At 58.5% G+C, this 22,582-nt stretch carries 19 protein-coding genes, 1 tRNA gene and 3 pseudogenes; 11 read left to right on the top strand and 12 right to left on the bottom strand.

What is annotated here, in order from left to right; genetic code table 11:
- Positions 1–36 precede the first annotated feature (36 nt).
- From GWQ22_RS02305 to yqhD, 4 genes are all read right to left on the bottom strand, one after another.
- The gene (locus GWQ22_RS02305) at positions 37–705 is read right to left on the bottom strand and encodes a PAS domain-containing protein (protein ID WP_275929353.1); all 669 of its coding nucleotides are present in this window, start codon (positions 703–705) and stop codon (positions 37–39) included.
- Positions 706–1,168: 463 nt separating this feature from the next.
- Complete coding sequence (gene pntB, locus GWQ22_RS02300) at positions 1,169–2,653, bottom strand: Re/Si-specific NAD(P)(+) transhydrogenase subunit beta (RefSeq protein ID WP_275929352.1); 1,485 nt, start codon at positions 2,651–2,653, stop codon at positions 1,169–1,171.
- 11 nt (positions 2,654–2,664) lie between these two features.
- Positions 2,665–4,188, bottom strand: a complete 1,524-nt coding sequence (locus GWQ22_RS02295) for a Re/Si-specific NAD(P)(+) transhydrogenase subunit alpha (protein ID WP_275929351.1) — start codon at positions 4,186–4,188, stop codon at positions 2,665–2,667.
- A gap of 505 nt (positions 4,189–4,693) precedes the next feature.
- Positions 4,694–5,857 carry an alcohol dehydrogenase gene (yqhD, locus tag GWQ22_RS02290; protein ID WP_275929350.1) on the bottom strand — a complete coding sequence of 388 codons (1,164 nt, stop codon included), beginning with the start codon at positions 5,855–5,857 and terminating at the stop codon, positions 4,694–4,696.
- A 157-nt stretch (positions 5,858–6,014) separates the two neighbouring features.
- Here yqhD and GWQ22_RS02285 point away from each other — a divergent pair, with 157 nt between their 5' ends.
- Positions 6,015–6,917, top strand: coding sequence for an AraC family transcriptional regulator (locus GWQ22_RS02285; protein ID WP_042035964.1), 903 nt, complete (start codon positions 6,015–6,017; stop codon positions 6,915–6,917).
- 17 nt (positions 6,918–6,934) lie between these two features.
- Positions 6,935–7,447, top strand: a complete 513-nt coding sequence (locus GWQ22_RS02280) for a lipocalin family protein (protein WP_042035963.1) — start codon at positions 6,935–6,937, stop codon at positions 7,445–7,447.
- 54 nt (positions 7,448–7,501) lie between these two features.
- Here the strand turns inward: GWQ22_RS02280 and GWQ22_RS02275 are convergent, their stop codons facing one another.
- Positions 7,502–9,391, bottom strand: coding sequence for a methyl-accepting chemotaxis protein (locus tag GWQ22_RS02275; protein ID WP_042035962.1), 1,890 nt, complete (start codon positions 9,389–9,391; stop codon positions 7,502–7,504).
- Between GWQ22_RS02275 and GWQ22_RS02270 the strand changes: the two genes are divergently transcribed.
- A complete protein-coding gene (locus tag GWQ22_RS02270) occupies positions 9,390–9,572 on the top strand; it encodes a hypothetical protein (protein ID WP_275929349.1) in 183 nt (60 codons plus the stop codon). The genes GWQ22_RS02275 and GWQ22_RS02270 overlap by 2 nt on opposite strands.
- 180 nt (positions 9,573–9,752) lie before the next feature.
- Positions 9,753–10,271, top strand: coding sequence for a class IV adenylate cyclase (locus GWQ22_RS02265; RefSeq protein WP_275929348.1), 519 nt, complete (start codon positions 9,753–9,755; stop codon positions 10,269–10,271).
- Positions 10,272–10,324: 53 nt separating this feature from the next.
- Here the strand turns inward: GWQ22_RS02265 and GWQ22_RS02260 are convergent, their stop codons facing one another.
- Positions 10,325–11,695, bottom strand: a complete 1,371-nt coding sequence (locus GWQ22_RS02260; RefSeq protein WP_275929347.1) for a phosphatidylserine decarboxylase family protein — start codon at positions 11,693–11,695, stop codon at positions 10,325–10,327.
- 319 nt (positions 11,696–12,014) lie between these two features.
- Positions 12,015–12,091 (bottom strand) — tRNA-Trp (locus GWQ22_RS02255).
- Positions 12,092–12,292: 201 nt separating this feature from the next.
- On the opposite strand from GWQ22_RS02255, the gene GWQ22_RS02250 reads away from it, so the two are divergent.
- The 4 genes from GWQ22_RS02250 to GWQ22_RS02235 all read left to right on the top strand — a co-directional run bounded on the left by GWQ22_RS02250 (position 12,293) and on the right by GWQ22_RS02235 (position 15,205).
- The gene (locus GWQ22_RS02250) at positions 12,293–12,835 is read left to right on the top strand and encodes a hypothetical protein (protein WP_275929346.1); all 543 of its coding nucleotides are present in this window, start codon (positions 12,293–12,295) and stop codon (positions 12,833–12,835) included.
- A gap of 274 nt (positions 12,836–13,109) precedes the next feature.
- Positions 13,110–14,030: an aspartate carbamoyltransferase gene (gene pyrB, locus GWQ22_RS02245; protein ID WP_042035958.1), complete on the top strand. Its 921-nt coding sequence runs from the start codon at positions 13,110–13,112 to the stop codon at positions 14,028–14,030.
- 17 nt (positions 14,031–14,047) lie between these two features.
- Positions 14,048–14,512 carry an aspartate carbamoyltransferase regulatory subunit gene (pyrI, locus tag GWQ22_RS02240; RefSeq protein WP_005318436.1) on the top strand — a complete coding sequence of 155 codons (465 nt, stop codon included), beginning with the start codon at positions 14,048–14,050 and terminating at the stop codon, positions 14,510–14,512.
- A gap of 201 nt (positions 14,513–14,713) precedes the next feature.
- The gene (locus tag GWQ22_RS02235) at positions 14,714–15,205 is read left to right on the top strand and encodes an ArgR family transcriptional regulator (protein ID WP_275929345.1); all 492 of its coding nucleotides are present in this window, start codon (positions 14,714–14,716) and stop codon (positions 15,203–15,205) included.
- A 206-nt stretch (positions 15,206–15,411) separates the two neighbouring features.
- On the opposite strand, the gene GWQ22_RS02230 is transcribed toward GWQ22_RS02235, so the two are convergent.
- The 4 genes from GWQ22_RS02230 to arcA all read right to left on the bottom strand — a co-directional run bounded on the left by GWQ22_RS02230 (position 15,412) and on the right by arcA (position 20,255).
- A complete protein-coding gene (locus tag GWQ22_RS02230) occupies positions 15,412–16,818 on the bottom strand; it encodes a YfcC family protein (protein WP_042035955.1) in 1,407 nt (468 codons plus the stop codon).
- 122 nt (positions 16,819–16,940) lie between these two features.
- On the bottom strand, positions 16,941–17,945 hold the full coding sequence (argF, locus tag GWQ22_RS02225; protein WP_042035954.1) for an ornithine carbamoyltransferase: 1,005 nt from the start codon (positions 17,943–17,945) through the stop codon (positions 16,941–16,943).
- Positions 17,946–18,045: 100 nt separating this feature from the next.
- The gene (gene arcC, locus GWQ22_RS02220) at positions 18,046–18,972 is read right to left on the bottom strand and encodes a carbamate kinase (protein ID WP_042035952.1); all 927 of its coding nucleotides are present in this window, start codon (positions 18,970–18,972) and stop codon (positions 18,046–18,048) included.
- A 62-nt stretch (positions 18,973–19,034) separates the two neighbouring features.
- Entirely contained in the window at positions 19,035–20,255 is a 1,221-nt protein-coding gene (gene arcA, locus GWQ22_RS02215) for an arginine deiminase (RefSeq protein ID WP_042035951.1), read from the bottom strand.
- Positions 20,256–21,002: 747 nt separating this feature from the next.
- Here arcA and GWQ22_RS02210 point away from each other — a divergent pair.
- From GWQ22_RS02210 to GWQ22_RS02205, 3 genes and pseudogenes are all read left to right on the top strand, one after another.
- The gene (locus GWQ22_RS02210) at positions 21,003–21,179 is read left to right on the top strand and encodes a hypothetical protein (protein ID WP_167335271.1); all 177 of its coding nucleotides are present in this window, start codon (positions 21,003–21,005) and stop codon (positions 21,177–21,179) included.
- Positions 21,160–21,556: pseudogene (locus GWQ22_RS21840) on the top strand (hypothetical protein); the annotation flags it as partial. The gene GWQ22_RS02210 and the pseudogene GWQ22_RS21840, both read left to right, overlap by 20 nt.
- Positions 21,548–21,730: pseudogene (locus GWQ22_RS02205) on the top strand (carbamate kinase); the annotation flags it as partial. The pseudogenes GWQ22_RS21840 and GWQ22_RS02205, both read left to right, overlap by 9 nt.
- 669 nt (positions 21,731–22,399) lie before the next feature.
- Here GWQ22_RS02205 and GWQ22_RS02200 read toward each other — a convergent pair.
- Positions 22,400–22,579, bottom strand: a pseudogene (locus GWQ22_RS02200) (hypothetical protein); the annotation flags it as partial.
- Positions 22,580–22,582 lie beyond the last annotated feature (3 nt).

Below are 22,582 nucleotides of genomic sequence, written 5' to 3'. Positions count from 1 at the left end.
GATGTTTCCATGTTCATGTCGCCCACGGGCGGGTTCTTATTGTTCGGTCAGATCCGCCTTGCGGTTGCGGATATGCAGATAGACGGTATGACGGGAGATGCCGAGCATCTCGGCCACCAGCTGGGCGGCATCCTTGATCTCGAAGATGCCCATGTCGTAGAGCCGGTGCACGATCACCTTGTTGCGCACGCTGCTGCCGAGGCTGGCATCCTGCTCCACCTTGTCGATCACCTGGGCCACCAGATCGTCCACCGAACTGGCGAAGGTCTCGTTGTTGAGCGGCGCCGGCGCGGCGGGCAGCGAGAACGTATCGAGCAGGGCGCCTAGCGGCGTCTCCAGGCTGAAGTTCACGCACAGCATGCCGATGGGTTTGCCCTCTCTGTTGCTGATGGTGATGGAGGAGGACTTGAGCAGCGCCCCCCCACGAGTACGGGAGAAGTAACTGCTCCACTGACTGCCCGCCGCACTCTGCAGCTTGTTGAGGGCGACGTAGGTGACAGCTGCCCCCTCCTCCCGCCCGGTGAGATGGCCGTTGGCGATCTTGATGACGGAGGCATGCAGGCTGTCGAAGGCATGCAACACCACTTCACAACCCGGGCCAAACAGGGCAGAGAGCGCCTCCACGGCAGGTTCGAAGCTGGCGATCAGGTGGTGCTCTTCATCGGTCAGCACACGGGCTTGGCGTAATGGAGTGGCCTGCATCATAGGAGTCATCCGGTCAACTTGGGGTAACGCTAAAGCCATTGGACTCAAATAAAGTTGAGCCGTATCGCTTGTTCGCAGGCATTATGCCCAACTGGCGGCAAAGTGCCACCGTTTGTGAACGGGCATGTAACGGCAGGTCTGAATGGGTCATCTGACTCACCACACGGAACCTGAACGCCCCTGTTCAGAGCCCGTAACGGGTCAACAGGCCTGGTACTCGGGAGTCTGCTTGAAGGCCTTGAGGGCGAGGGAGAACGGATAGATCACATAGCGGCCACAACTCGGTCAACAGGGTCAGCTGTGCCTCTGCCTGTACCACCAGCCCCTACCAGAGGCAGAGCAGGATCCATCCCTTACGCCACATCATGCGGCGATCTCCATCCATGCAGTGGCTGAGGGTAAACCAAAAAGTAAGTATGAAAAAAGGAGGCCGAAGCCTCCTCGTTTCATACCTGACAAACGCTTACAGCGCTTTCAGGATCGCCTCGACGCTGGCCTTGGCATCGCCAAACAGCATCTGGGTATTCTCTTTGAAGAACAGCGGGTTCTGGACACCGGCATAACCAGTGTTCATGGAACGCTTGAAGCCGATGACGTTCTGCGCCTTCCACACTTCCAGCACCGGCATGCCGGCGATGGGGCTGCCCGGATCTTCCATGGCAGCCGGGTTGACTGTGTCGTTGGCACCGATCACCAATACCACATCGGTATCGTTGAAGTCCTCGTTGATCTCGTCCATTTCCAGCACGATATCGTAAGGGACTTTCGCTTCCGCCAGCAGCACGTTCATGTGGCCTGGCAGACGACCGGCAACCGGATGGATACCGAAGCGCACCTTGACGCCGCGATCACGCAGCTTCTGGGTGATCTCGGCCACCGGGTACTGGGCCTGTGCCACCGCCATGCCGTAGCCCGGGGTGATGATGACAGTGCTGGCGTTCTTCAGCAGGTCAGCCACTTCCTCGGCGTTGGTCTCGCGGTATTCGCCCATCTCCTGATCAGCCGTGGAGGCCACACCATCGGAGCCGAAGCCACCGGCGATGACGGAGATGAAGGAGCGGTTCATCGCCTTACACATGATGTAAGAGAGGATGGCACCGGAGGAACCTACCAGCGCACCCACCACGATCAGTAGGTCATTGGAGAGCATGAAGCCCGCCGCTGCCGCTGCCCAACCCGAGTAGGAGTTGAGCATGGAGACCACCACCGGCATATCGGCACCGCCGATGGAGGCAACCAGATGCCAGCCAAAGGCGAACGCGATCAGGGTCATCACCAGCAGGGCGAAGGTGGAGCCACCGGCGTTGACGAAGAAGATCATCAATACCAGCGAGGCCACCACAGCCAGCAGGTTCAGCTTGTGACGATGGGGCAGCATCAGCGGCTTGGAGGAGATGAGACCACGCAGCTTGCCGAAGGCAACCACGGAACCGGTGAAGGTCACGGCACCGATGAAGACGCCCAGGAAGATCTCGACCAGGTGGATGTTCAGCATGGCGCCGGAGAGGTGCTCGACCTGAGCGACACTGGCCGCCTGTTCGAACGCCGCCCGGGCCGCAGCCAGAGTCGCATCCAGATTGGAACCAACGGACACCACCACCTCAGCGGGAGCAGAGGGGTGCAGATCGATGAAGCTGTTGAGGCCCACCAACACGGCCGCCATACCCACGAAGCTGTGCAGCACGGCGACCAGCTCGGGCATCTCGGTCATCTCGACCTTGAGTGCCAGCCGCACACCGATGGCACCACCGATGACCATGGCCAGGATGATCCAGTGCACACCACTGGTTTCCGGGTTGAAGACGGTGGCGAGCAGGGCGATAGCCATACCCGCGATACCGAACAAGTTGCCATGCTTGGCCGTTTCTTGCTTCGACAGTCCCGCGAGACTGAGGATGAAGAGCACGGCGGCAACGATATAGGATGCTGTTACCAGTCCTTGAGACACGTTAAACCCCCTTAATCCTTACGGAACATCTTCAGCATGCGCTGGGTGACGGTGAAGCCACCAAAGATGTTGATACTGGCAATCAGCACGGCGACAAACGAGAGCGCAGTGACGAGCGTAGACCCCTGACCAATTTGCAACAGGGCACCGACCACGATAATGCCGGAGATGGCATTGGTGACCGACATCAGCGGCGTATGCAGGGAGTGGGAGACATTCCACACCACGTAGTAACCGACCACACAGGCCAGGATGAACACGGTGAGGTGGGAGAGGAAGGCAGCCGGTGCCACGGAGGCGATCCAGCCAAAGGCCGCGATACCGAGGGCGCCAAACACGAACTTCTTGTTCGAGGGCTGCTTCGCTTCGGCCTTCTTGATCGGGGCAGCTGCAGGCTTCTGCGGCGCGGCGGAGACGGCGATGGCGGGCGGCGGGAAGGTCACTTCACCGGCCTGGATCACCGTCATGTTGCGCTGAACCACATCGTCGAAGTCGATGGCAACCTGGCCGTCCTTCTCCTTGCACATCAGCTTCATCAGGTTGACCAGGTTGGTACCGTAGAGCTGGGAGGATTGGGCAGGCAGACGACCCGGCAGATCGGTGTAACCGATCACCTTGACGCCATTGGGGGTGACGAACAACTCGGTCGGCTTGGTGTATTCACAGTTGCCACCGGTTGCGGCAGCCAAGTCCACGATGACGGAACCCGGCTTCATGCTGTCGACCATCTCCTTGGTGATAAGCTTCGGAGCCGGACGACCAGGGATCAGGGCGGTAGTGATGATGATGTCCACCTCTTTGGCTTGCTGGGCAAACAGCGCCATCTCGGCCGCGATGAACTCATCGGACATCACCTTGGCATAACCATCGCTGGATGCGCCGTCTTCGCCACCGAAGTCCAGCTTGAGGAATTCCCCACCCATGGATTCGATCTGCTCGGCCACTTCCAGACGGGTATCAAACGCGCGCACGATGGCGCCGAGGGAACCGGCAGTACCAATGGCGGCCAGACCGGCGACACCGGCACCGATCACCAGCACCTTGGCAGGCGGCACTTTACCGGCTGCGGTGATTTGACCGGTGAAGAAGCGACCGAACTGGTGCGCAGCTTCAACCACGGCGCGATAGCCACCGATGTTGGCCATGGAGGAGAGGGCATCGAGGGACTGGGCACGGGAGATCCGCGGCACCATGTCCATCGCCATCACATTGATGTTGCGCTCGGACAGCTTCTTGACCAGCTCAGGGTTCTGGGCAGGCCAGATGAAGCTCACCAGAGTGGCGCCATCTTTAATTTGTGCGATCTCGGCATCGGTCGGCGCATTGACCTTGAAGATAAGGTCGGCTTGCCAGACGTTCGGCACCACGCTGGCACCGGCAGCCTCGAAGGCGGCATCATCGAAGCTGGCCAACTGGCCAGCACCGGCCTCGATGGCGACCTCGAAGCCGAGCTTTTTCAGCTGCTCGACGGTAGCCGGGGTCGCTGCGACCCGGGTCTCACCGGCGAGACTCTCTCTCGGTATTCCAATCTGCATGACTATTCCCTGATGGTTAATAAACAATCGCTGCCCAGTGTCGCATTTCTGACGAAACAAGACATGACCAAAGTGCAGGTCCAGGGCTCTTTGTTATGAAAATCAGTAGGCTTTACCTCAACCTCCTGTCATGGTCAGGCCCCCGCTTTTCAGGCGCGAAGGTGATTAGTATCAAATTTTGGAGTTTTATTACAACCGCAGTCCCGACGGCACTCGTACAGAATTCAGCCCATCCCTGGCTACAATTTAAAAAAACAAACCAAATTAGAGGCTTATACCAGTAAAAACGGCTGAATAAAGTGATCCAACCAGTCAAAAAAATGTTTTACCGGCCCTCTATCTTAGCGTTTTTTGTTCTTACGAAATCCGCTTTCGTCTCACTTCCCGCAGCGAAACGCGGAAAGTAACATTTTCCCAACAAAAACGGGGCCGCCCCGCCGCCAGATGGCGGAGGACGGCCCCGACAATTTAATCGCTTCGCCCGAGTGGCGCCGATTGGGAGCCCTTACCAGGCCGCTTCATAAATATGTTGGCTCTGCACCAAGTCGATGTCGCCGTGCTCACCGATGGCAGTCATGCCGTGCTCCCCCAACTTGCCAATCAGGGTGTCGATACCCAGATCGTTCAGGCCGTAGTCGCGCAGTCGGGTCTTGACCCCCATCCGCTCGAAGAAGTCGCGGGTGGCGGCGATGGCATCGTCGATGCGCTCCGCTTCGCTGCCACTGCGCAGATCCCACACCCGTTCGGCGTATTGCAGCAGCTTGGCGTGCTTCTGCTGGCGTTTGGCCTGCAGCAGGGCAGGCAGCACGACGGCCAGGGTCTGGGCGTGGTCGAGACCGTGCAGGGCGGTCAGCTCGTGACCCAGCATATGAGTGGCCCAATCCTGCGGCACACCGGCACCGATCAGGCCGTTCAGCGCCATGGTGGCGCTCCACATGATGTTGGCGCGCACCTCGTAATTATGCGGATCGGCCAGTGCCTTCGGGCCCTCTTCGATCAGGGTCAGCAGCAAGCCTTCGGCGAAGCGATCCTGCACCTTGGCATTGACCGGATAGGTGAGGTATTGCTCCACGATATGGACGAAGGCATCCACCACCCCGTTCGCCACCTGACGCTCGGGCAGGGTGTAGGTGAGCACCGGATCGAGCACGGCGAAGCGCGGCATCACGAACGGCGAGAAGAAGTGCACCTTGTCACCCGTGCTACGACGGGTCACCACGGCGCCCATGTTCATCTCTGAGCCGGTGGCGGGCAGAGTCAGCACTGAACCCAGCGCAATGGCGGAGCGCACTTCGCTGCCGACTGTCTCGAGTATGTGCCAGGGATCTCTGGCCTCATCATAATGGGCAGCGGCGGCAATGAACTTGGTGCCATCCAGCACGGAGCCGCCGCCGACGGCGAGCAGAAAGTCGATCCGCTCGGCACGGGCCAGCGCCACCGCTCCCATCAGGGTTTCATAGGTGGGGTTGGGCTCGATACCACCGAATTCGAACAGGGTCATGCCAGCCAGCTCGCAGCGGATCTGCTCCAGCAGGCCACTGCGCACCACGCTGCCACCGCCATAGGTGATCAGGATGCGGGCGTCGCTGGGGAGCTGTTCACGAAGCTGGGCAACCTGGCCCTTGCCGAACAGGATCTTGGTCGGGGTATGCAGAGTAAAATTGTTCATCGACATTGCCTTCTTCTGATAGTCAGGGCGGCCAGGCCGCGAAATCGTGATTGCATTTTTCTCCAGAACCCCTCTACCATCAAGACAACATCCTGCTTGATTCTTGCCTATTTCTACAAAGCAGCGAAAACTGGAACAGTTGAATCAAAGAGCGCCCATGCAAAACCGTTACAGCGACCTCGCTGCCAGAGTGACTCGCCACGTCACCGCCCCCGGCATCACCCCCTCCCCGGTGGAGCAGGTGAATTTCATCTATACCACCGAGTACCACGGCCGTACCCCGGTGCTCTATCAGCCACGGATGATAGTGATCCTGCAGGGGCACAAGGTGGGTTATCTGGCGGATCAGGTGTTTCGCTACGACCCCAACCACTACCTGCTGATGACCTTGCCGCTGCCCTGCGAGTGCGAGTGCTTCGCCTCCCCCGAGCAGCCGCTTATCGGTTTTACCATCGAGATCAACATGGTCACCCTGCAAGCGCTGTTGCTGGAGCTGGGAGACGCCCTACCCGCTGCGGCACCGCAGAAGAGCGGCATCCACTCGGTGCCCCTGTCGGAGGCGATGTTCTGCGCCGCCGAGCGGCTGATCGACTTGATGGACAACCCGCTGCACGCCAAGGTGCTGGGACCGCAGACGGTGCGCGAGATGCTGTTCCACGCCCTCACCGAGGGGGGTGGCCCCGCCTTGCAGGCGCTCGCCAATCGCCACAACCATGTGGGCCAGATAGCCCGGGTGCTGCGTATGATAGAGTCGCGTTATGCCGACAACCTCACCATGGAGGAGCTGGCGCGAGAGGTGAACATGAGCGTCTCCGCCTTTCACCACCACTTCAAGGCGGTCACCGCCACCTCGCCACTGCAGTACATCAAGTCGTTTCGCCTGCACAAGGCGCGCATCATGATGCTGCACGACGGCATCAAGGCGGGCACCGCGGCGGCCAGAGTCGGTTACGAAAGCAACTCCCAGTTCAGCCGGGAGTACAAGCGCTTCTTCGGCAGCACACCGACGGATCAGGCCTCCCGCTTCCGGGATGGCCAGCTGCGCATCATCGAGGGATAACAAGAGAGGGATTACCTATGCGTTCACTGCTTTGCCTGTTCACCGCTTGGCTACTGACGGCCTGTACCGGGATTGCCGACGGCACCCGCCCCGTCACCGGCTTCCAGCTCGATCGCTATCTCGGCACCTGGTACGAAATTGCCCGCCTCGACCACAGCTTCGAACGGGGGCTGGAGCAGGTGAGCGCCACCTACAGCCTGCGTGACGATGGTGGCGTCAAGGTGCTCAACCGCGGCAAGCAGAGTGATGGCAGCTGGCGTGAAGCCGAGGGCAAGGCTTACTTCGTGGGCAGCCCGGACGAGGCACGGCTCAAGGTGAGTTTCTTCGGCCCCTTCTACGGCGGCTACAACGTCATCGATCTCGACCCCGACTACCAGCTCTCGCTGGTGACCAGCTACAACCACGACTATCTCTGGATCCTCTCCCGCTCCCCCAATCCGCCCAAGGCGAAGGTGGATGCGCTGGTAGCCAAGGCCCAAGCGCTGGGCTTTGCCACCGACCAGCTGATTTGGGTCAAACAGCCGGGATAAGCGCCAGAAATAGCAAAGGGCAGCCCGCGGGCTGCCCTTTCTCTTGCCTGATGATCAGAGCCGGAAACGGCCGATCTCCTGCTCCAGCCGCTCGGTCAGCGACTTGAGCTCGGCGGCCTGGGCGGCCTCTTCGCCCGCCTGCTCGGCCAACTCCTGAGAAACGTGGCGTATGTTCTCGGTATTGCGGCTGATCTCGCTGGTGACCGAGGTCTGCTCCTCCGCCGCCGCCGCTATCTGGGTCGCCATATCGCTGATGGAACCTATGGCCTGGTTGATCCGGCCAAGACTCAGGTTGGCGGCTTCTGCATCCTCCACGCTGGTGCCTGCCAGCTGGCGGCTGGTCTCCATGCCACCCACGGCGCGACGGGTAGTCTGCTGCAGTGTCTCGATCATCTGCTGGATCTCGTCGGTGGAATCATGAGTGCGGCGCGACAGCACTCGCACCTCATCCGCGACTACCGCAAAGCCGCGCCCCTGCTCACCGGCCCGGGCCGCCTCGATGGCTGCGTTGAGTGCCAGCAGGTTGGTCTGCTCGGCAATGCCGCTGATGGTTGCCAGAATACCGCTGATCTTCTGGGCGTGGGCATCCAGCTCGTGGATGATCTGGCTGGCATCCGCCACTTCATCTGCCAGGCCGGTAATGCTGCGCTGACTCTGACCAACCTGGGATTGACCCGCGACCGCCAGCGCGACCGCATCGGTGGCGGTGGTGGCGGCAAACTCAGCGTTACCGGCGATCTCCTGAGTGGCGGAGGCCATCTCGGTCACCGCGGTCGCCACCATCACGATCTCGTCCTGCTGCTGACGCACCCGCTGACTGCGGGCCTGGGCACCGGCCGCCTGGGTGCGGGACTGGGCCGTCAGCTCCAGGGTCACGTCACGCAGGCGACTGACGATGCCGTGCAGCCGCGCCACGAACTGGTTGAAGCTCTCGGCCAGCTGGCCCACCTCGTCCTTGCTGCGAGTGTTGATGTGGACCGTGAGATCCCCCTCGCCGTGGGCTATATCGTGCAACGCCCCGGCCACCCGCCCCAGATCCTGGAACAGGAAGTTGAAGGTGCTGGTCAGCACCAGACCAAATACCAGGATCAGGCCGGCACTGATGAGTAACAGCTCCCACAGCAGGCTCTGCAGCGGTGCCATCAGCACATCCTCATGCATCACCATGGCCAGCAGCCAGTCGGTGTTGGGAATGGGCAGCACCAGCATCTGGGCATCGCGTCCGCCGATCTGCACCAGCTGCAGACCGCCCTGCTGGCTCATGCTCACCAGTCGGCTGGCATCCAGCTCAGGTGCCAGATCCTGGCTCTTCTTGAGCGCCAGCGCCTTGTCCGGATGGGCGACGATGAGGCCGCTCTTGTCCAGCAACATGGCGTAACCATCCCCTTGTACCCGCATCGCCAGCACATCCTTGATGAGCTGTTCAAGCGCCAGGTTGGCACCGACCACGCCAGCCAGCCGACCCTGCTGCATCACGGGCTCGGCCAGGGTCACCACCAGTTGCTGCATGGTCACGCTGACATAGGGTTCGGTGATGATGAGCTTGCCCGCCTTGACCGCGTCCTGATACCAGGGTCGCTCGCGCGGGTCATAGTTACCCTTGTTGAGGGAGGGATCGTTGCGGGTCATCACCCCCTCCTCCGAACCGTAGTAAGCCAGCCCGAAGCCACCGGAACGCAAGGTTTGCTGCAGATGGGGCACCAGCTCGGAGGTCGGGTGGCTGGCGATGACATCGACCTGGGCGGTCAGGCTCTCGCGCCTGTCCTGCATCCATTTGCCTATCCCCTCCGCATAGGCGCTGGCGTAGTTGCGCGCCTCGCTGTCGATGGCACTCAGGGTCTGGTTTTTCAGAGTATAGAAAGCAGTCATGCCCAGCAGGCAGACCGTGATCAGGACCACGCCAAGACTGGTGGCCAACAACTTGCCGCGAAGGGAGAGATTCATGGGATATCCTTATGGCTGTCTCAATGGCGTCAAACAAGGCTGCACGCCCTGTGTGGACTATATCGACAGAAAATCCCGAACCATGAATTTCAATCCGTTGATTTTAAATGAATCAGTAACTAAATCCTGGCAATATCCCTTGCCATCCGGCATGGGAATAATCCCTCAAAAACCCGTCTGACACCCCCTCCGCCGCTGTCAACAGGCCACCTCCAGGAGGTGGCCTGTGTGTATCCAGCACGCAAAAAAACGATCTAGCGTACCCGGGCTATGGCGGTGTTGAGCCGCATGTTGCCGGCACCGGCAAGCCCAATCTGTGGTAGCTTGGTAGACCCATTGCGCTTAGGGAGCCCCACATTCCATGCCCCGAAACATAGAGATCAAGGCCAAGATCGAACGGATCGACACACTCTTCCCCAAGGCGGCCGCCATCGCCAATCAGGGTCCCATCGAGATAGCACAGGATGATACTTTCTTTCGCTGCGAGTCAGGCCGCCTCAAACTGCGCACCCTATCGCCCTCTGCCGGCCAACTAATCTTCTACCGCCGTGCAAATCAGCAAGGTCCCAAGGAGAGCTTCTATCACGTCACTCCGACGAGCGAACCGGACAGCCTCCGCGAAACCCTCAGCCTGGCCTGTGGCCAGATCGGTAGGGTACGCAAGACGCGCACCCTCTTTCTAGCCGGCAGAACACGGATCCATCTCGATCTGGTCGAGGGGCTCGGTCACTTTCTCGAGCTAGAGGTAGTGTTGGAGGATGACGAGCTGCTCGAGGCAGGGATACAGGAGGCTCATGACATTATGACGCACCTTGGTGTGGAGCCCTCCCAGTTGATCGAGGGTGCCTACATGGACTTGCTGGCAGAGACGCTGGCCTGAGCTTGCGATAACAAACAGGCCGCCCGCAGGCGGCCGTTTCCATTAAATGACCCTTACTTCACCCGGGCTATGGCGGTGTTGAGCCGCATGTTGCCGGCATCCAGGCTCGGAGTCTGGCCGTAAAACTCGAACTCCAGATCAACCCCGGGGCGGAACAGCAGGCAGTGGGTCGAGCCACCGAAGTGGAACATGCCGAGCTGATCCCCCTTCTTCACCCGATCCCCCGCCCGCACTGTGATGTCGCAGCTCGACACCTCGGCCATGCCCACAGGTACCACGCACATCAGCCCGATTTTGGGGTTATCGGCTTCGATGAAAATCAGCGCCCGGGTCGCCACTGAGGTAAGGAAGGGCTGCGAGTTGTTGGGGGCGCTGGGATCCGCCCCCTGCGGGTCGCCAAAGCCCTCGAACTGGTTCTCCAGATAGTAGGTGCCGTTGACGATGCGCACCTTGCGAATGATGCCGCTCACCGGGCTATGCCAGCGGTGATAGCTGAGCGCACTGAGGAAGGCCTGATACACGGTGCCGCCTTCGAAGCAAGGCGCCAGATCGTCAAAATCGAGCATGTTGTCCAGCGAATAGGGCTGACCCTTGAGCCAGAACTGATCGCTGCGGCTCACCTCTTTTTTCACCTGCAGCGGTGCAGACTCGCAGGCGTTGACGATGACATTGTCATCCTCTGGCGCCGAAACAGGCCGTACACCGGGGCGGAAGGTGCGGGTGAAGAACGCATCCCAGCTACCGAAGCCAAAATACTCAGCCGCCGGATCGCACTGAAAGATCTGCTCGAAGCTGGCTGGCGTGGGATTGGAACCCTCACCCAGGGCGCCGGTTGCCACCTTGACCATCTCGGCCATGGCTACCTTGCCGAGCCAGGGTACCACCAGAGTCTCCCGATCCAGCCGACTGACCGGCTCGTTCAGCACGTATCGCGAAGCCGGGCTTTGCAGAAACAGCGCCCAGTAATCGAGGATCTTCTTGAACTGCTGGTTGATCAGGGCATTGGCGAAAAAGTGATAACCGGACTGGGTCGCCATGGGCCAGTCGAGCAGCGCATTGATGGGAAAACCGATGAGACCGGAGGGCTCGTGCGTCGGGATATCCTGATACGCCTCGGGGGCCGTGGTCATGATGCCGTTGAGCAGCCCCAGAAACTCCTCGAAGGATCGCACCTCGACCTGACCGAGCGGGGTCAGATGCTTGTGGCGCCAAGCCTCCTTGAACATGGCTTCGGCCTGGGCGTGCAGCGAAGGGTCGGCATTGACCAGATCCCGCAATTCGGCGATCGGCGCCACAAGCGCGCGCGGCTGGTTGGCAACATAGTGCTTGATCCGCCGGATCCAGCGCTCGATACGGGCACTATCCTGTGGCATCCAGCCACCGGGGCGAGACTTGTTCAACCGGGTTTCAACTGCCTTGTTCATGAATCTCTCTCCTCAAGTGATGTTCACGCCCACAATCCACGGCTTGAGCATTGGCTATCGGCTTGCCATCAACACGCAATGACACCGCCCATGTTGTGTATCACACGGTCCCCTGAAGCACGATTGCCAGAAACGACAGGGCGAACTGGCACAATAACAACTAGCGGTCAGGGGCAGGGCGGGAGCTGAAGGGAAAGAGGTGCCGGAAATGGGCTGACGCCGCCGAAAAACGGCAGCCATCGGCGCAGGCGTGACGGGAGGAAAAACCGGGATCGCAGAAATGCGAAAAGCCAGCTCAATGAGCTGGCTTTTCTGAAAATGGCAGGGGCGGCAGGACTCGAACCCGCAACCATCGGTTTTGGAGACCGCTGTTCTACCAATTGGAACTACGCCCCTGCAACAAACGAGGCGAATTATACAAAGCCGGGTTCAAAGGTAAAGGCTTTTTTCTCACTTTCGATTCGATTGCACAAATGACGAGCAACTCGCAGTAATTTGCGCAGCCTGACGGGGTAACTTGCTGTATTTACAGCCTTGTCAGGGTAGGAAAGCCACATAAATGGGGGTAGGGTTAAGTCTGGCTCCGGGAGGCGACTCATGCTCAATTACCGATTGCTCCAACAACTGGCACCGCTCAACTTCAGGGATGAACGCAAGACTGAGCACCTGCCCGACTATCTCGACCGGGTCGCGCCGCGTGTGCCCTTCATTCCCCACAACGTGCTTTCCCAGTGGATTTATCGCCATTGGCGCGGATTTGAGTCTAACTGGAGCTTTATCGACCTCGCCCGTCACCGGTTCGAGTGCGAACAGTGGCCCACCAGCCGCGTCCTGACCCAGACAGGATCGCGTCACATGGAGGTGATCGACCGCTGGGGCGAGATGCTGCGCCACAACCGTTACGTACGCCGCTCCTGGCTCGGCGAATACATGCTGACCCAGGGCACCTGGTCCGAACCCATCATAGTGCTGGCCACCGCGCCGGATACCCGTTATCCGGACGGACAGCTGCTGCCGCAACCCTATTGCCTGCTGGAAGGACACCACAGACTCGCCTATCTGCGCTGCATGGCCGACGATGACCTGCCCCTGCAAATGGAGCACAGCGTGTGGGTTTGCCGACCCGTTCACGACGCTTAAACGTTTTTCCGCGCAAATCTTGCCTTTGAAATAAATTTTTGACAATTCAAAATACGACTCTATAATCTGTCCGGTTTTGAAAAAGGTCGAGACGAAACGATGCAGTTTTTGATTCAGAAAACAGCCTTGCAGACGGGTGGAGCGCACCAGAGCAGCCCCGTTGTTTCCAGTTCCCGACCCACAGACCCCCAATTATTTTTAAAAAAAGCCCCTGTTTCAGGGGCTTTTTTTTGTGCCCGAAAAACCTTCATTGATGTCAAAGGGAATGCAGACGATGACCAATCCACTCTATAAGAAACATGTCATCTCCATTTCGGACCTGACCCGGTCCGACATGGAACTGGTGGTCGCAACCGCACAGCGGTTGAAGGCCGAGCCCGACACCCGCCTGTTGAAAGACAAGCTGGTTGCCAGCTGCTTCTTCGAAGCGTCCACCCGCACCCGCCTCTCCTTCGAGACCGCGGTTCAGCGTCTGGGTGGCAACATCATCGGCTTCGCCGACGGTGGCAACACCAGCGCCAAGAAAGGCGAGACCCTGGCCGACTCCATCAAGATCATCGGCTCCTACTCGGATGCCGTGGTGATGCGCCACCCGAAAGAAGGTGCCGCCCGTCTGGCCTCCGAGTTCTCCCGCGTGCCGGTCATCAACGGCGGTGACGGTTCCAACCAGCATCCGACCCAGACCCTGCTCGATCTCTTCTCCATTCATGAGACGCAAGGCAAGCTCGATGGCCTCAACGTGGCCTTCGTCGGCGACCTCAAGTACGGTCGCACCGTCCACTCCCTGGCCCAGGCCCTCAGCCTGTTCAACTGCCGCTTCTTCTTCATCTCCCCGGAGGCGCTGGCGATGCCGGACTACATCTGCGAAGAGCTGGAAGAGAAGGGCATACGGTTCAGCGTGCACGAGACCATGGAAGAGGTGATGCCGGAGCTCGACATCCTCTACATGACCCGGGTCCAGAAAGAGCGCTTCGACGAGACCGAATACAAGCACATGGCCGCCAAGTTTGTGCTGGAGCTGGCCACCCTGGAAGGGGCCAAGCCCACCATGAAGATCCTGCACCCCCTGCCCCGCGTCGACGAGATTGATGTGGCGGTCGACAAGACTCCCCATGCTTACTACTTCCAGCAAGCGGAAAACGGGGTCTACGCACGCCAGGCACTGCTGGCTCTGGTACTGAACGAAACCGTCTAAGGGAAAAGGGGAACATCATGTCCGAGAAGAATCAACTGCAAGTCGAAGCCATCCGTCACGGCTCCGTCATCGACCACGTCCCCGCCGGCCAGGGCATCAAGATCCTCAAGCTGTTCCAGCTGATCGAGACCCAGGAGCGGATCACCGTCGGTTTCAACCTGAAATCCGGCGCGCTGGGCAAGAAGGATCTCATCAAGATAGAGAACACCCGCCTGACCGCAGAGCAGGCCAACCAGCTGGCCCTGTTCGCCCCCAAGGCAACCGTCAACATCATCGAAGACTTCGCCGTGGTGAAGAAGCATCAACTGGAACTGCCGGAGTTCATCACGGGCGTGTTCCACTGCCCCAACTCCAACTGCATCTCCCACAACGAGCCGGTAGACAGCTACTTCCGGGTTAGGGAGGTGAAAGGCGTGGTGCGCATGAAGTGCAAATACTGCGAGAAGTCCTTCACCCAGGATATTGTCAGCGAACGTTACTGATATCTGAATGGGCCCTGTAGGGCCCATTTTTGACCCCTGTCACATCACGGATTCTCCGTTTAGCTATAATTTACCATCCTATAAAGGCTAAACATCGCTCATTCCCTGTCCCACTCCTTTCTATCAGAACTTTTATCTATTAAAAGGCACTGATGGCAGATTTCGAGCGATAGCCTTCGGTCACAGTCAAAGGAAATCGCCGTGGTCAAAACCCTCAGTCGTCCCGTTGAACAAGATCCCGACTTGGCCCAGCTGGGTGCCTGTCGCCAGATCATCGGTCAGCACTGCTACAGCACCCAGGAAGAGATCCGCCGCGAGTTGTCAGAGCGCGGCTTTGCCGACATCAGCCAGTCCACCATCTCCCGCCTGCTGCGCCGCCTCGGCGTCGCCAAAGCGCAGAATGCCAACGGCAAGAAGGTCTACACCCTGGTGGACGATCAGCTGGAACCTGCTGGCAGCACCCGCTCCATCCACGACATGGTGCGCGACGTGGTGCACAACCAGCAGATGGTGCTGGTCCACACCACCCCGGGCGCTGCGACCGTGGTGGCCCGCCTGCTCGATCGCAACGCCAATCCCGAGATCATGGGCGCCGTCGCTGGCAACGACGTGGTACTGGTCGCGCCACGCCATATCAGCCGCACCCGCCTGGCCCACGCGGCCGTGGTGCGTACCCTGGAGCAGGCGCGCTGACGTTGCTCCCCTGAATGCACAAGGCGACCCCGGGGTCGCCTCTTTGTTACCGCACGCTCTATTTTTCTTGCTCTCTTTGCCTGTTCCTCCTTGCCTGGCGTAGTGCCATCCTGGATAAGAGGGGTAGAGCAGGTGGCGCAAGACGCCGTGCCTGGCCATAAAAAACGGGAGCCCGCAGGCTCCCGTTTCATCTTGCTGGGCACTCCTTATGAGAGCAAGGCGCCCAGGCTAAGGCAGACCACGATCAGCACGGTCAGGATACCGAGCAGCGGTGCCACCCACTTCAGCCAGCGCACATAGGGCACCTTGGCGATGGCCAGCCCCCCCATGACCACGGCGGAGGTCGGGGTCACCAGGTTCACCAGACCGGAGGCAGACTGGTAAGCAGTCACCACCAGCTCGCGGCCCACGTTGGCGAAGTCGGCCAGCGGCGCCATGATCGGCATGGTCAGCACGGCCAGACCGGAAGAAGACGGCACCAGGAAGGAGAGCACCAGCTCCAGCACGAACATCACGTTGATGAACACCACGGTAGAGAGGCCGGTCACTATCCCTTCTGCACTGTGCAATATGGTATGCGTGATCATGCCGTTGTCCATCACCACCACGATACCGCGGGCGATACCTATGATGAGGGCCACACCCAGCAGGTCGCGAGCACCGTCAATGAAGTTGGTGGTCAGCTCCTCTTCGCTCATGCGGGCGGTGACGCCGACAAGGATGGCAGCAGCCAGGAAAAGGCCGGAGATCTGTGCCATCCACCAGCCCAGCACTGCCACACCGTAGATCATCACGGCGAAAGCGGCGACGAAGATACCCAGCACTATCTTGCGAGTCAGAGTGAACTCCAGCATCTGGTCGCTCTTGTTGCCGAGGAAGTGGGCACGGTTCTCTTCCCACTTGTCAGCCACCAGGGATTTGCTGGGATCGTTGCGCACCATCTTGGCGTAACGCATGACGTAAGTAACACAGATCAACCAGCCAGCCACCAACATGGCAATGCGCAGCCAGATACCGTCGGTAAAGGAGATACCGGCCGCGTTGGCGGCGATCACGGTGGCAAACGGGTTGATGGTGGAGCCCAGGGTACCGATACCGGCGCCGAGCAACACGGTCGCCGCGGCGACCACAGGGTCGAAGCGGGCGGCCATCATCACGGGCACCAGTAGGGTGTAAAAGGGCAGCGACTCTTCCGCCATGCCGTAAATGGTCCCCCCGGCAGCGAACAGCGCCATCAGGATCGGAATCATCCACTCTTCACGGCCACGCAGGCGGTAAGTAACACGCTCGATACCGGCGTCGATGGCGCCAGTCTTGGTCACAATGCCAAGAAAACCACCGATGATCAGGATAAACAGGGAGACGTCGATGGCACCTGCCTGATAGGTGTCATGGTTGTAGAGACCATCGATGGGTGCCAACAGCACGTCGACTATCCCCTGGGGATTCGCCTCTACCAGCTTGTAGGTTCCGGTCACCGGCACTTCCTTGCCGAGGGCCTCATTCATGATCATGTCATATTTGCCGGCTGGCACTACCCAGCTCAGGGCGGCCACCAAGGCGATTAGCACAAACAGTATGGTGTAGGCTGATGGGAACTTGAATTTGGTCATGGTCCAGCTTCCTTCTGTGGTGTGGTATCCATGCAAGCTGCGGGTTGTAGGGTTAGAGGTATTATGCCGCCGTCACATGGTCGAAAAGCCGGGGGTTGCCCCCCGGCACCACTACTGCGACCTTAATCGCCCAGCGTAGCAACCATCACTGCCTTGATGGTGTGCATCCGGTTTTCGGCCTCGTCAAACACGATGCTGTGCTCGGATTCGAACACGTCCTCGGTCACTTCCAGACCTTTCATCCCATACTTGTCAGCCACTTCCTTGCCCATGGTGGTCTCATCATTGTGGAACGCCGGCAGGCAGTGCATGAACTTCACATCCGGGTTCTTGGTGGCGTTGATGACATCCATGTTGATCTGATACGGGGTCATCAGTTTCACCCGTTGATCCCACGCTTCTTTCGCTTCACCCATGGAGACCCAGACGTCGGTGTAGAGGAAGTCGGTGCCCAGCACACCCTCTTTCACATCCTCGGTCAGGGTGATGCGTGCGCCGGTCTCTTCGGCGATCAGGCGGCACTTGGCAACCAGATCCTCTTCCGGCCAGAAGGCTTTCGGAGCGACCAGACGGATGTCCATGCCCATCTTGGCAGCACCGACCATCAGGGAATTGCCCATGTTGTTGCGGGCATCACCCAGGTAGGCGAACTTGATTTGATCCAGACGCTTGCCCTTGCCGTGCTCCAGCATGGTCATGAAGTCGGCCAGGATCTGGGTCGGGTGGAATTCGTTGGTCAGGCCGTTCCAGACCGGCACACCGGCATGGGCGCCCAGCTCTTCGACGATCTCCTGGCCGTAGCCACGGTATTCGATGCCGTCATACATGCGCCCCAGTACCCGGGCAGTGTCCTTCATGGACTCCTTGTGGCCAATCTGGGAACCGCTTGGGCCGAGATAGGAGACTTGCGCCCCCTGGTCGAAGGCCGCCACTTCGAACGCACAACGGGTACGGGTGGAAGTCTTTTCGAAGATCAGGGCGATATTCTTTCCACTTAGATGCTTGCGCTCGTAGCCACCGTATTTGGCTTTTTTCAGGTCAATGGCCAAGTCGATCATGTATTGGATTTCGCGCGGGGTGAAGTCGAGCAGTTTCAGGAAGTTACGGTTACGCAGATTAAAAGCCATGATGAGTTCTCTCTATATTTGTTCAGACCAATTTGGGCAGTGTTATTGACTACGCATACACAATACAAAGTTGTTCAGGCCCCATTCGGGCAATGGTTGACTAGGCATTCACGGTGCGGATAGCGACGATATTGGTGCCGGCCTCACCTTTGAGGATGGCCAGACCATCTTCCAGAGAACCGATCCCGACCATGCCACCGGTCGCCTTGACGAATTCACAGGAGGCTTCGACTTTCGGTCCCATGGAGCCGGCATCGAACTTGACGCCAGCCAGTTCGGCCGGGCTGGTGACTCGCAGCGGGTGCTGGGTCGGTTTGCCCCAATCCAGGTAGACAGCATCGGCATCGGTCAGGATCAGCAGGGCATCGGCCTTGATCTGCTTGGCCAGGTAGGCGGCAGACATGTCCTTGTCGATGACGGCTTCGATACCGGTCAGGCACTGGCCATCCCAAGTCACAGGAATGCCACCACCACCGGTACAGATGATGAGGTGGCCCTGGGCTATCAGGGTTTCGATGGCATCACCTTCAACGATGCGCTGGGGCAACGGAGACGGCACCACGCGGCGGAAGAACTTGCCGTCGGCCTTGACCACCCAGTGCTTCTCTTCGGCAAGGGCGCGGGCTTCGGCTTCGTCATAGACGGGTCCGATAAACTTGGTCGGATTGGCAAATGCCGGATCCTGGGGATCGACCTGCACCTGGGTCAGCAGCGCGGTGACGTTGCGGCTCGGCATCAGGTTCTTGAGTTCCTGGATCAGCATGTAGCCGATCATGCCCTGGGACTCGGCACCCAGCACATCCAGAGGATAGGGGGCAACCTTGGTATAGGCGCTGTTTTGCAGGGCCAGCAGGCCGACTTGCGGGCCGTTGCCGTGCACCAGCACCACGTTGTACTCCTGAGCGATCAGAGCGATGGTCTTGGCGGCGGTGGCGATATTCTTGCGCTGGATATCCGCTTCAAGCGGCTCGCCACGACGAAGCAGAGCATTGCCACCCAGGGCGACGACGACAGTTGGTTTTTTCATGAGTGTTGATCTCGAGTCTTGGTATGTGTGGCGCCAGCCTCTGCCGGCGCCACGCCGTCTTGTTAGATGCCGTCACGTTCCATCGGGCAGCTCATGCAGCGGGCACCGCCGCGGCCACGACCCAGTTCTTCACCCGGAATAGGGAGCACTGTGATACCGGCCTTGTCATATTTCTCGTTGGTATAGGTGTTGCGCTCATAACCCACGACTACGCCAGGACGCACTGTCAGCACGTTGTTGGCATCGTTCCACTGTTCGCGTTCGGCCTCGAAACTGTCACCACCTGTGGTGATGAGCTTGAGCTGATCCACGCCCAGCGCCTTCTCGATGGCGGTCACGAAGTAACCCTCTTCCTTGATGTTCATGCCGGTGGCACCGCCCGGAGTCAGGCTCCAGCAATTCACATCCTTGCGGATGACTTCCGGATAGACGGAGAAAGTATCTATATCCATGTGAGTCATGACGGTATCCAGGTGCATGCAGCTGCGGTGTTTCGGCAGTTCCATGGCGATGACCTGTTTGGCCTGACCGTGTTTGAACAGGCTGCGAGCCAGGTGCTCGACCCCTTGCGGCGTGGTGCGCTCGGACATGCCGATGAGCACGGCCCCACGGCCGATAACCAGTACATCACCCCCTTCGATGGTGGAGTTGTCGTAGTCACGATCCTCGTCACCGAAGTACTTGATGAAATCCTGACCGGCAAACTGCGGGTGCCAGCGGTAGATAGCCTTCACATGGTTGGTTTCGCGACGACGGGCCGCCTTGGCCATGGGGTTGATGGAGACGCCACCATAGACCCAGCAGGAGGTATCACGGGTAAAGAGGTGGTTGGGCAGCGGCTCTATGATGAAATCGGTCGGGGCGTGCATGCCTACTACCATGTTGACGCCACTGTAAGGCATCTCTGAGTAGGTCAGGCCACCGGAGAGAATGCGCGCCAGTTCGCGGTGCGGCATGTCCGCCAAGAAGCAGCGCACGTCGTTGGCGAGGGAAGAGCCGAGGCGATAATCGGACACTTGATGTTGCAGCAGCCAGGTTTTGGCTTCCGGCACATCCAGCGTCTCGGCCAGCAGGTTAGTCAGCAGGAAAACGTCGACATTCTGATCGCGCAGTACCTGAGCGAATTTGTCGTGCTCCTGACCGGCGCGTTCAACCGACAGGACATCATCAAACAGCAGGTCCTGGCAGTTGGAAGGGGTCAGACGCTTCAGACTGAGGTTGGGGCGGTGCAACATGACACGGCGCAATTGGCCAACTTCAGAACCTACATAAAATTTGCTCATGATTATATTCCGTCTAGCAGTGGTCCCTGCGAGTGATTGAATAGATTCCTTCTATTCATGCTCGTGGCTAAGGCGGGATATTCTTTATGTAGGGTACTCAGCTTGTGTTCTATCCTGCCCTTGCCTTTCGAGACCGAGGTTAGACCTGCTAATCACGATAAACTTAGACATTGATCACATTCACTCTGAACTGAATAAAATCACGGTTTATTCTTTGATGAGGGTAACAGAACTGACAATCTCTCATTCAGCCATCATGCATCAACACGCATAAACCCATGCTTTAATTTCAAATTTCATCCTATTTCATTCATTTCTCATATCTGCCAAAGGATATAGAAAAAAACAAAAAACCATTATTTTCAATGTGATACAAAATAAAAATGCATCACCTGAATTTAATGTGCATGAAACTGAATTTTTCACTGATTTTTACGGGATCAACATCGAGATAAATAGTCATAAGTGAGCGGCGCGCTGAATAATCTGCTTCTTGTCCCAGATCATGGCATTGTGCCAAACCCGCCAGCACAGGCTCGTGGCAGACGTTGTCAACAACATGCCGGTTATATGGATATGCACAAAGCCCGCATCTTGGTCATGTATTTCTCAGCCCCCTTGCCACCCTCTCTGTTCAAACTTTTTTCATTCGGTGAATTTATTTCATCACCTTGCGTCGCAGGCCCGCTCGGCTTTACTCAGAAAGTGATCCAGATCACACCGTGTTCTGTTACCAAGGAGATAGCCATGAAGATCAAGTCACTGTTTCTGTTCGCCGCCCTGACCTTGCCCATGACCCCATCGCTGGTCAGCGCTGCGGGCGCCCCCGCGATACCCATGGTGGTCTGCCATGTCGACCAGGCTCCCCAGATGCTGGTCCCAGAGTACGTGTGCAAGTGGTACGGTGGCCGCCAACACCACTGAAAATGAAAGCCCAGGAGGAGGTCGCCTCCTCTTGGCTTGTCATGCGTCCCTCCTCCTATATTCAAGGCAGCTGTTTTCATAGGGATAGGAAATAGTCATGATCCTGTTGGTCGATGGTGACCCACAACTCACCACAGTGGACTGGATCCAGGCACGCAACGACAACCCGGCTCGGCCCCAGATAAACAGCGTTCAGCTCTAAGGCAATATTCGCAACGACTTGCTCAGCCTGAAGAAGCGCTATGACTACGTCATCGTCGACTGTGGCGGCGAGGGCAACCGGGCACAGCGCTCCACCATGCTAGTGGCCACAGATGGGAGATCGCATCACCACCTGCAAGATGGTCAATCCTACCCTCAAGGCCGCCATGGTACTGGTGCACGATAATGGCCCGCAAGTCGGCCTGCTGGCCCTGCAAAACAGCACTTATACCAAAGTCGCCCCCTATCCCCTGGATGTGCTGGGTGCAGAGTCCCAGGGCATGATCGGCTACATGCTGATCCAGCAGCTCAAGAACCTGATGCCGAGCCGCAACGTCACTGCTCTGCTGGCCCACCATATTGGTAGTCATTCTTGCCTTTCCGGCAACCAGCCATCTGCCTCTTCCCCCTTTTTGAACCCGAGTTAAACCGCGTGTGAGATATTCGCCACACACCCTGTGAGCAAAACGCCGAAAAAAATCCCGAGATAGTCGGAAGATGGGATCAACTAACCTGAACTATAAACACTCAACCATATGATTTTAAATGACAAAAAACGCAACAAGTTTCTTGCGTAACGAGATTCGTAAAAACGTTTTTCAGGCTACCGTTGTCGTCCCCTGCGAAATCCTTATAGTTACTCATGCACGGACGCAATGAAGTCGGTCAGGAAGACTGGCTGCCAGGGTTGGGCAAATGGACTCACCACAGGATGTGGTAAAGGACACCTCCCAGGACGGAGAAAGTGCGACGGGAACGGACGACTCGTCAAGCCATGATGGCTACAGGACACCCCAAAGGATTGGGAAGGGGAAACCTAAAGGAAGAGGTATAGTCAGGGATTGCAGGGAGCAACTTCGTTCAAGGATATGAGCGATAAGACTATCGGGGGCGACGCAAGTCGCCCCCATCTTTTTGACCTTTTTTTATCTGGACCCCAACTCCAGATGCCGTTACTGCTGCCGGAAGGACCCCACGATTTCCCTCAGCCTGTGATAGGTCTGCTGCATTGAAGCCAAGCTGGTCACGGTCAGACGGCGAGTGAGATCGCCACTGCCATGGGACGGCTCCGGCACCACTATCGCCACGCCAAGCAGCGAAAAGTAACGCCCCTCACCACTCATCTTCTCCAGCAGCTTCTTGAATTCGCTCATGTCGAGGTAGTAAAGGTAGGCAGAGCCGGCGCCGCGTGGCATCAATGG

Source organism: Aeromonas sp. 1HA1 (genome assembly GCF_029237385.1).
Classification (GTDB): domain Bacteria; phylum Pseudomonadota; class Gammaproteobacteria; order Enterobacterales; family Aeromonadaceae; genus Aeromonas; species Aeromonas popoffii.
The sequence above is the reverse complement of the archived record's forward strand: the minus strand, read 5'-3'. Positions and strand labels throughout refer to the sequence as shown.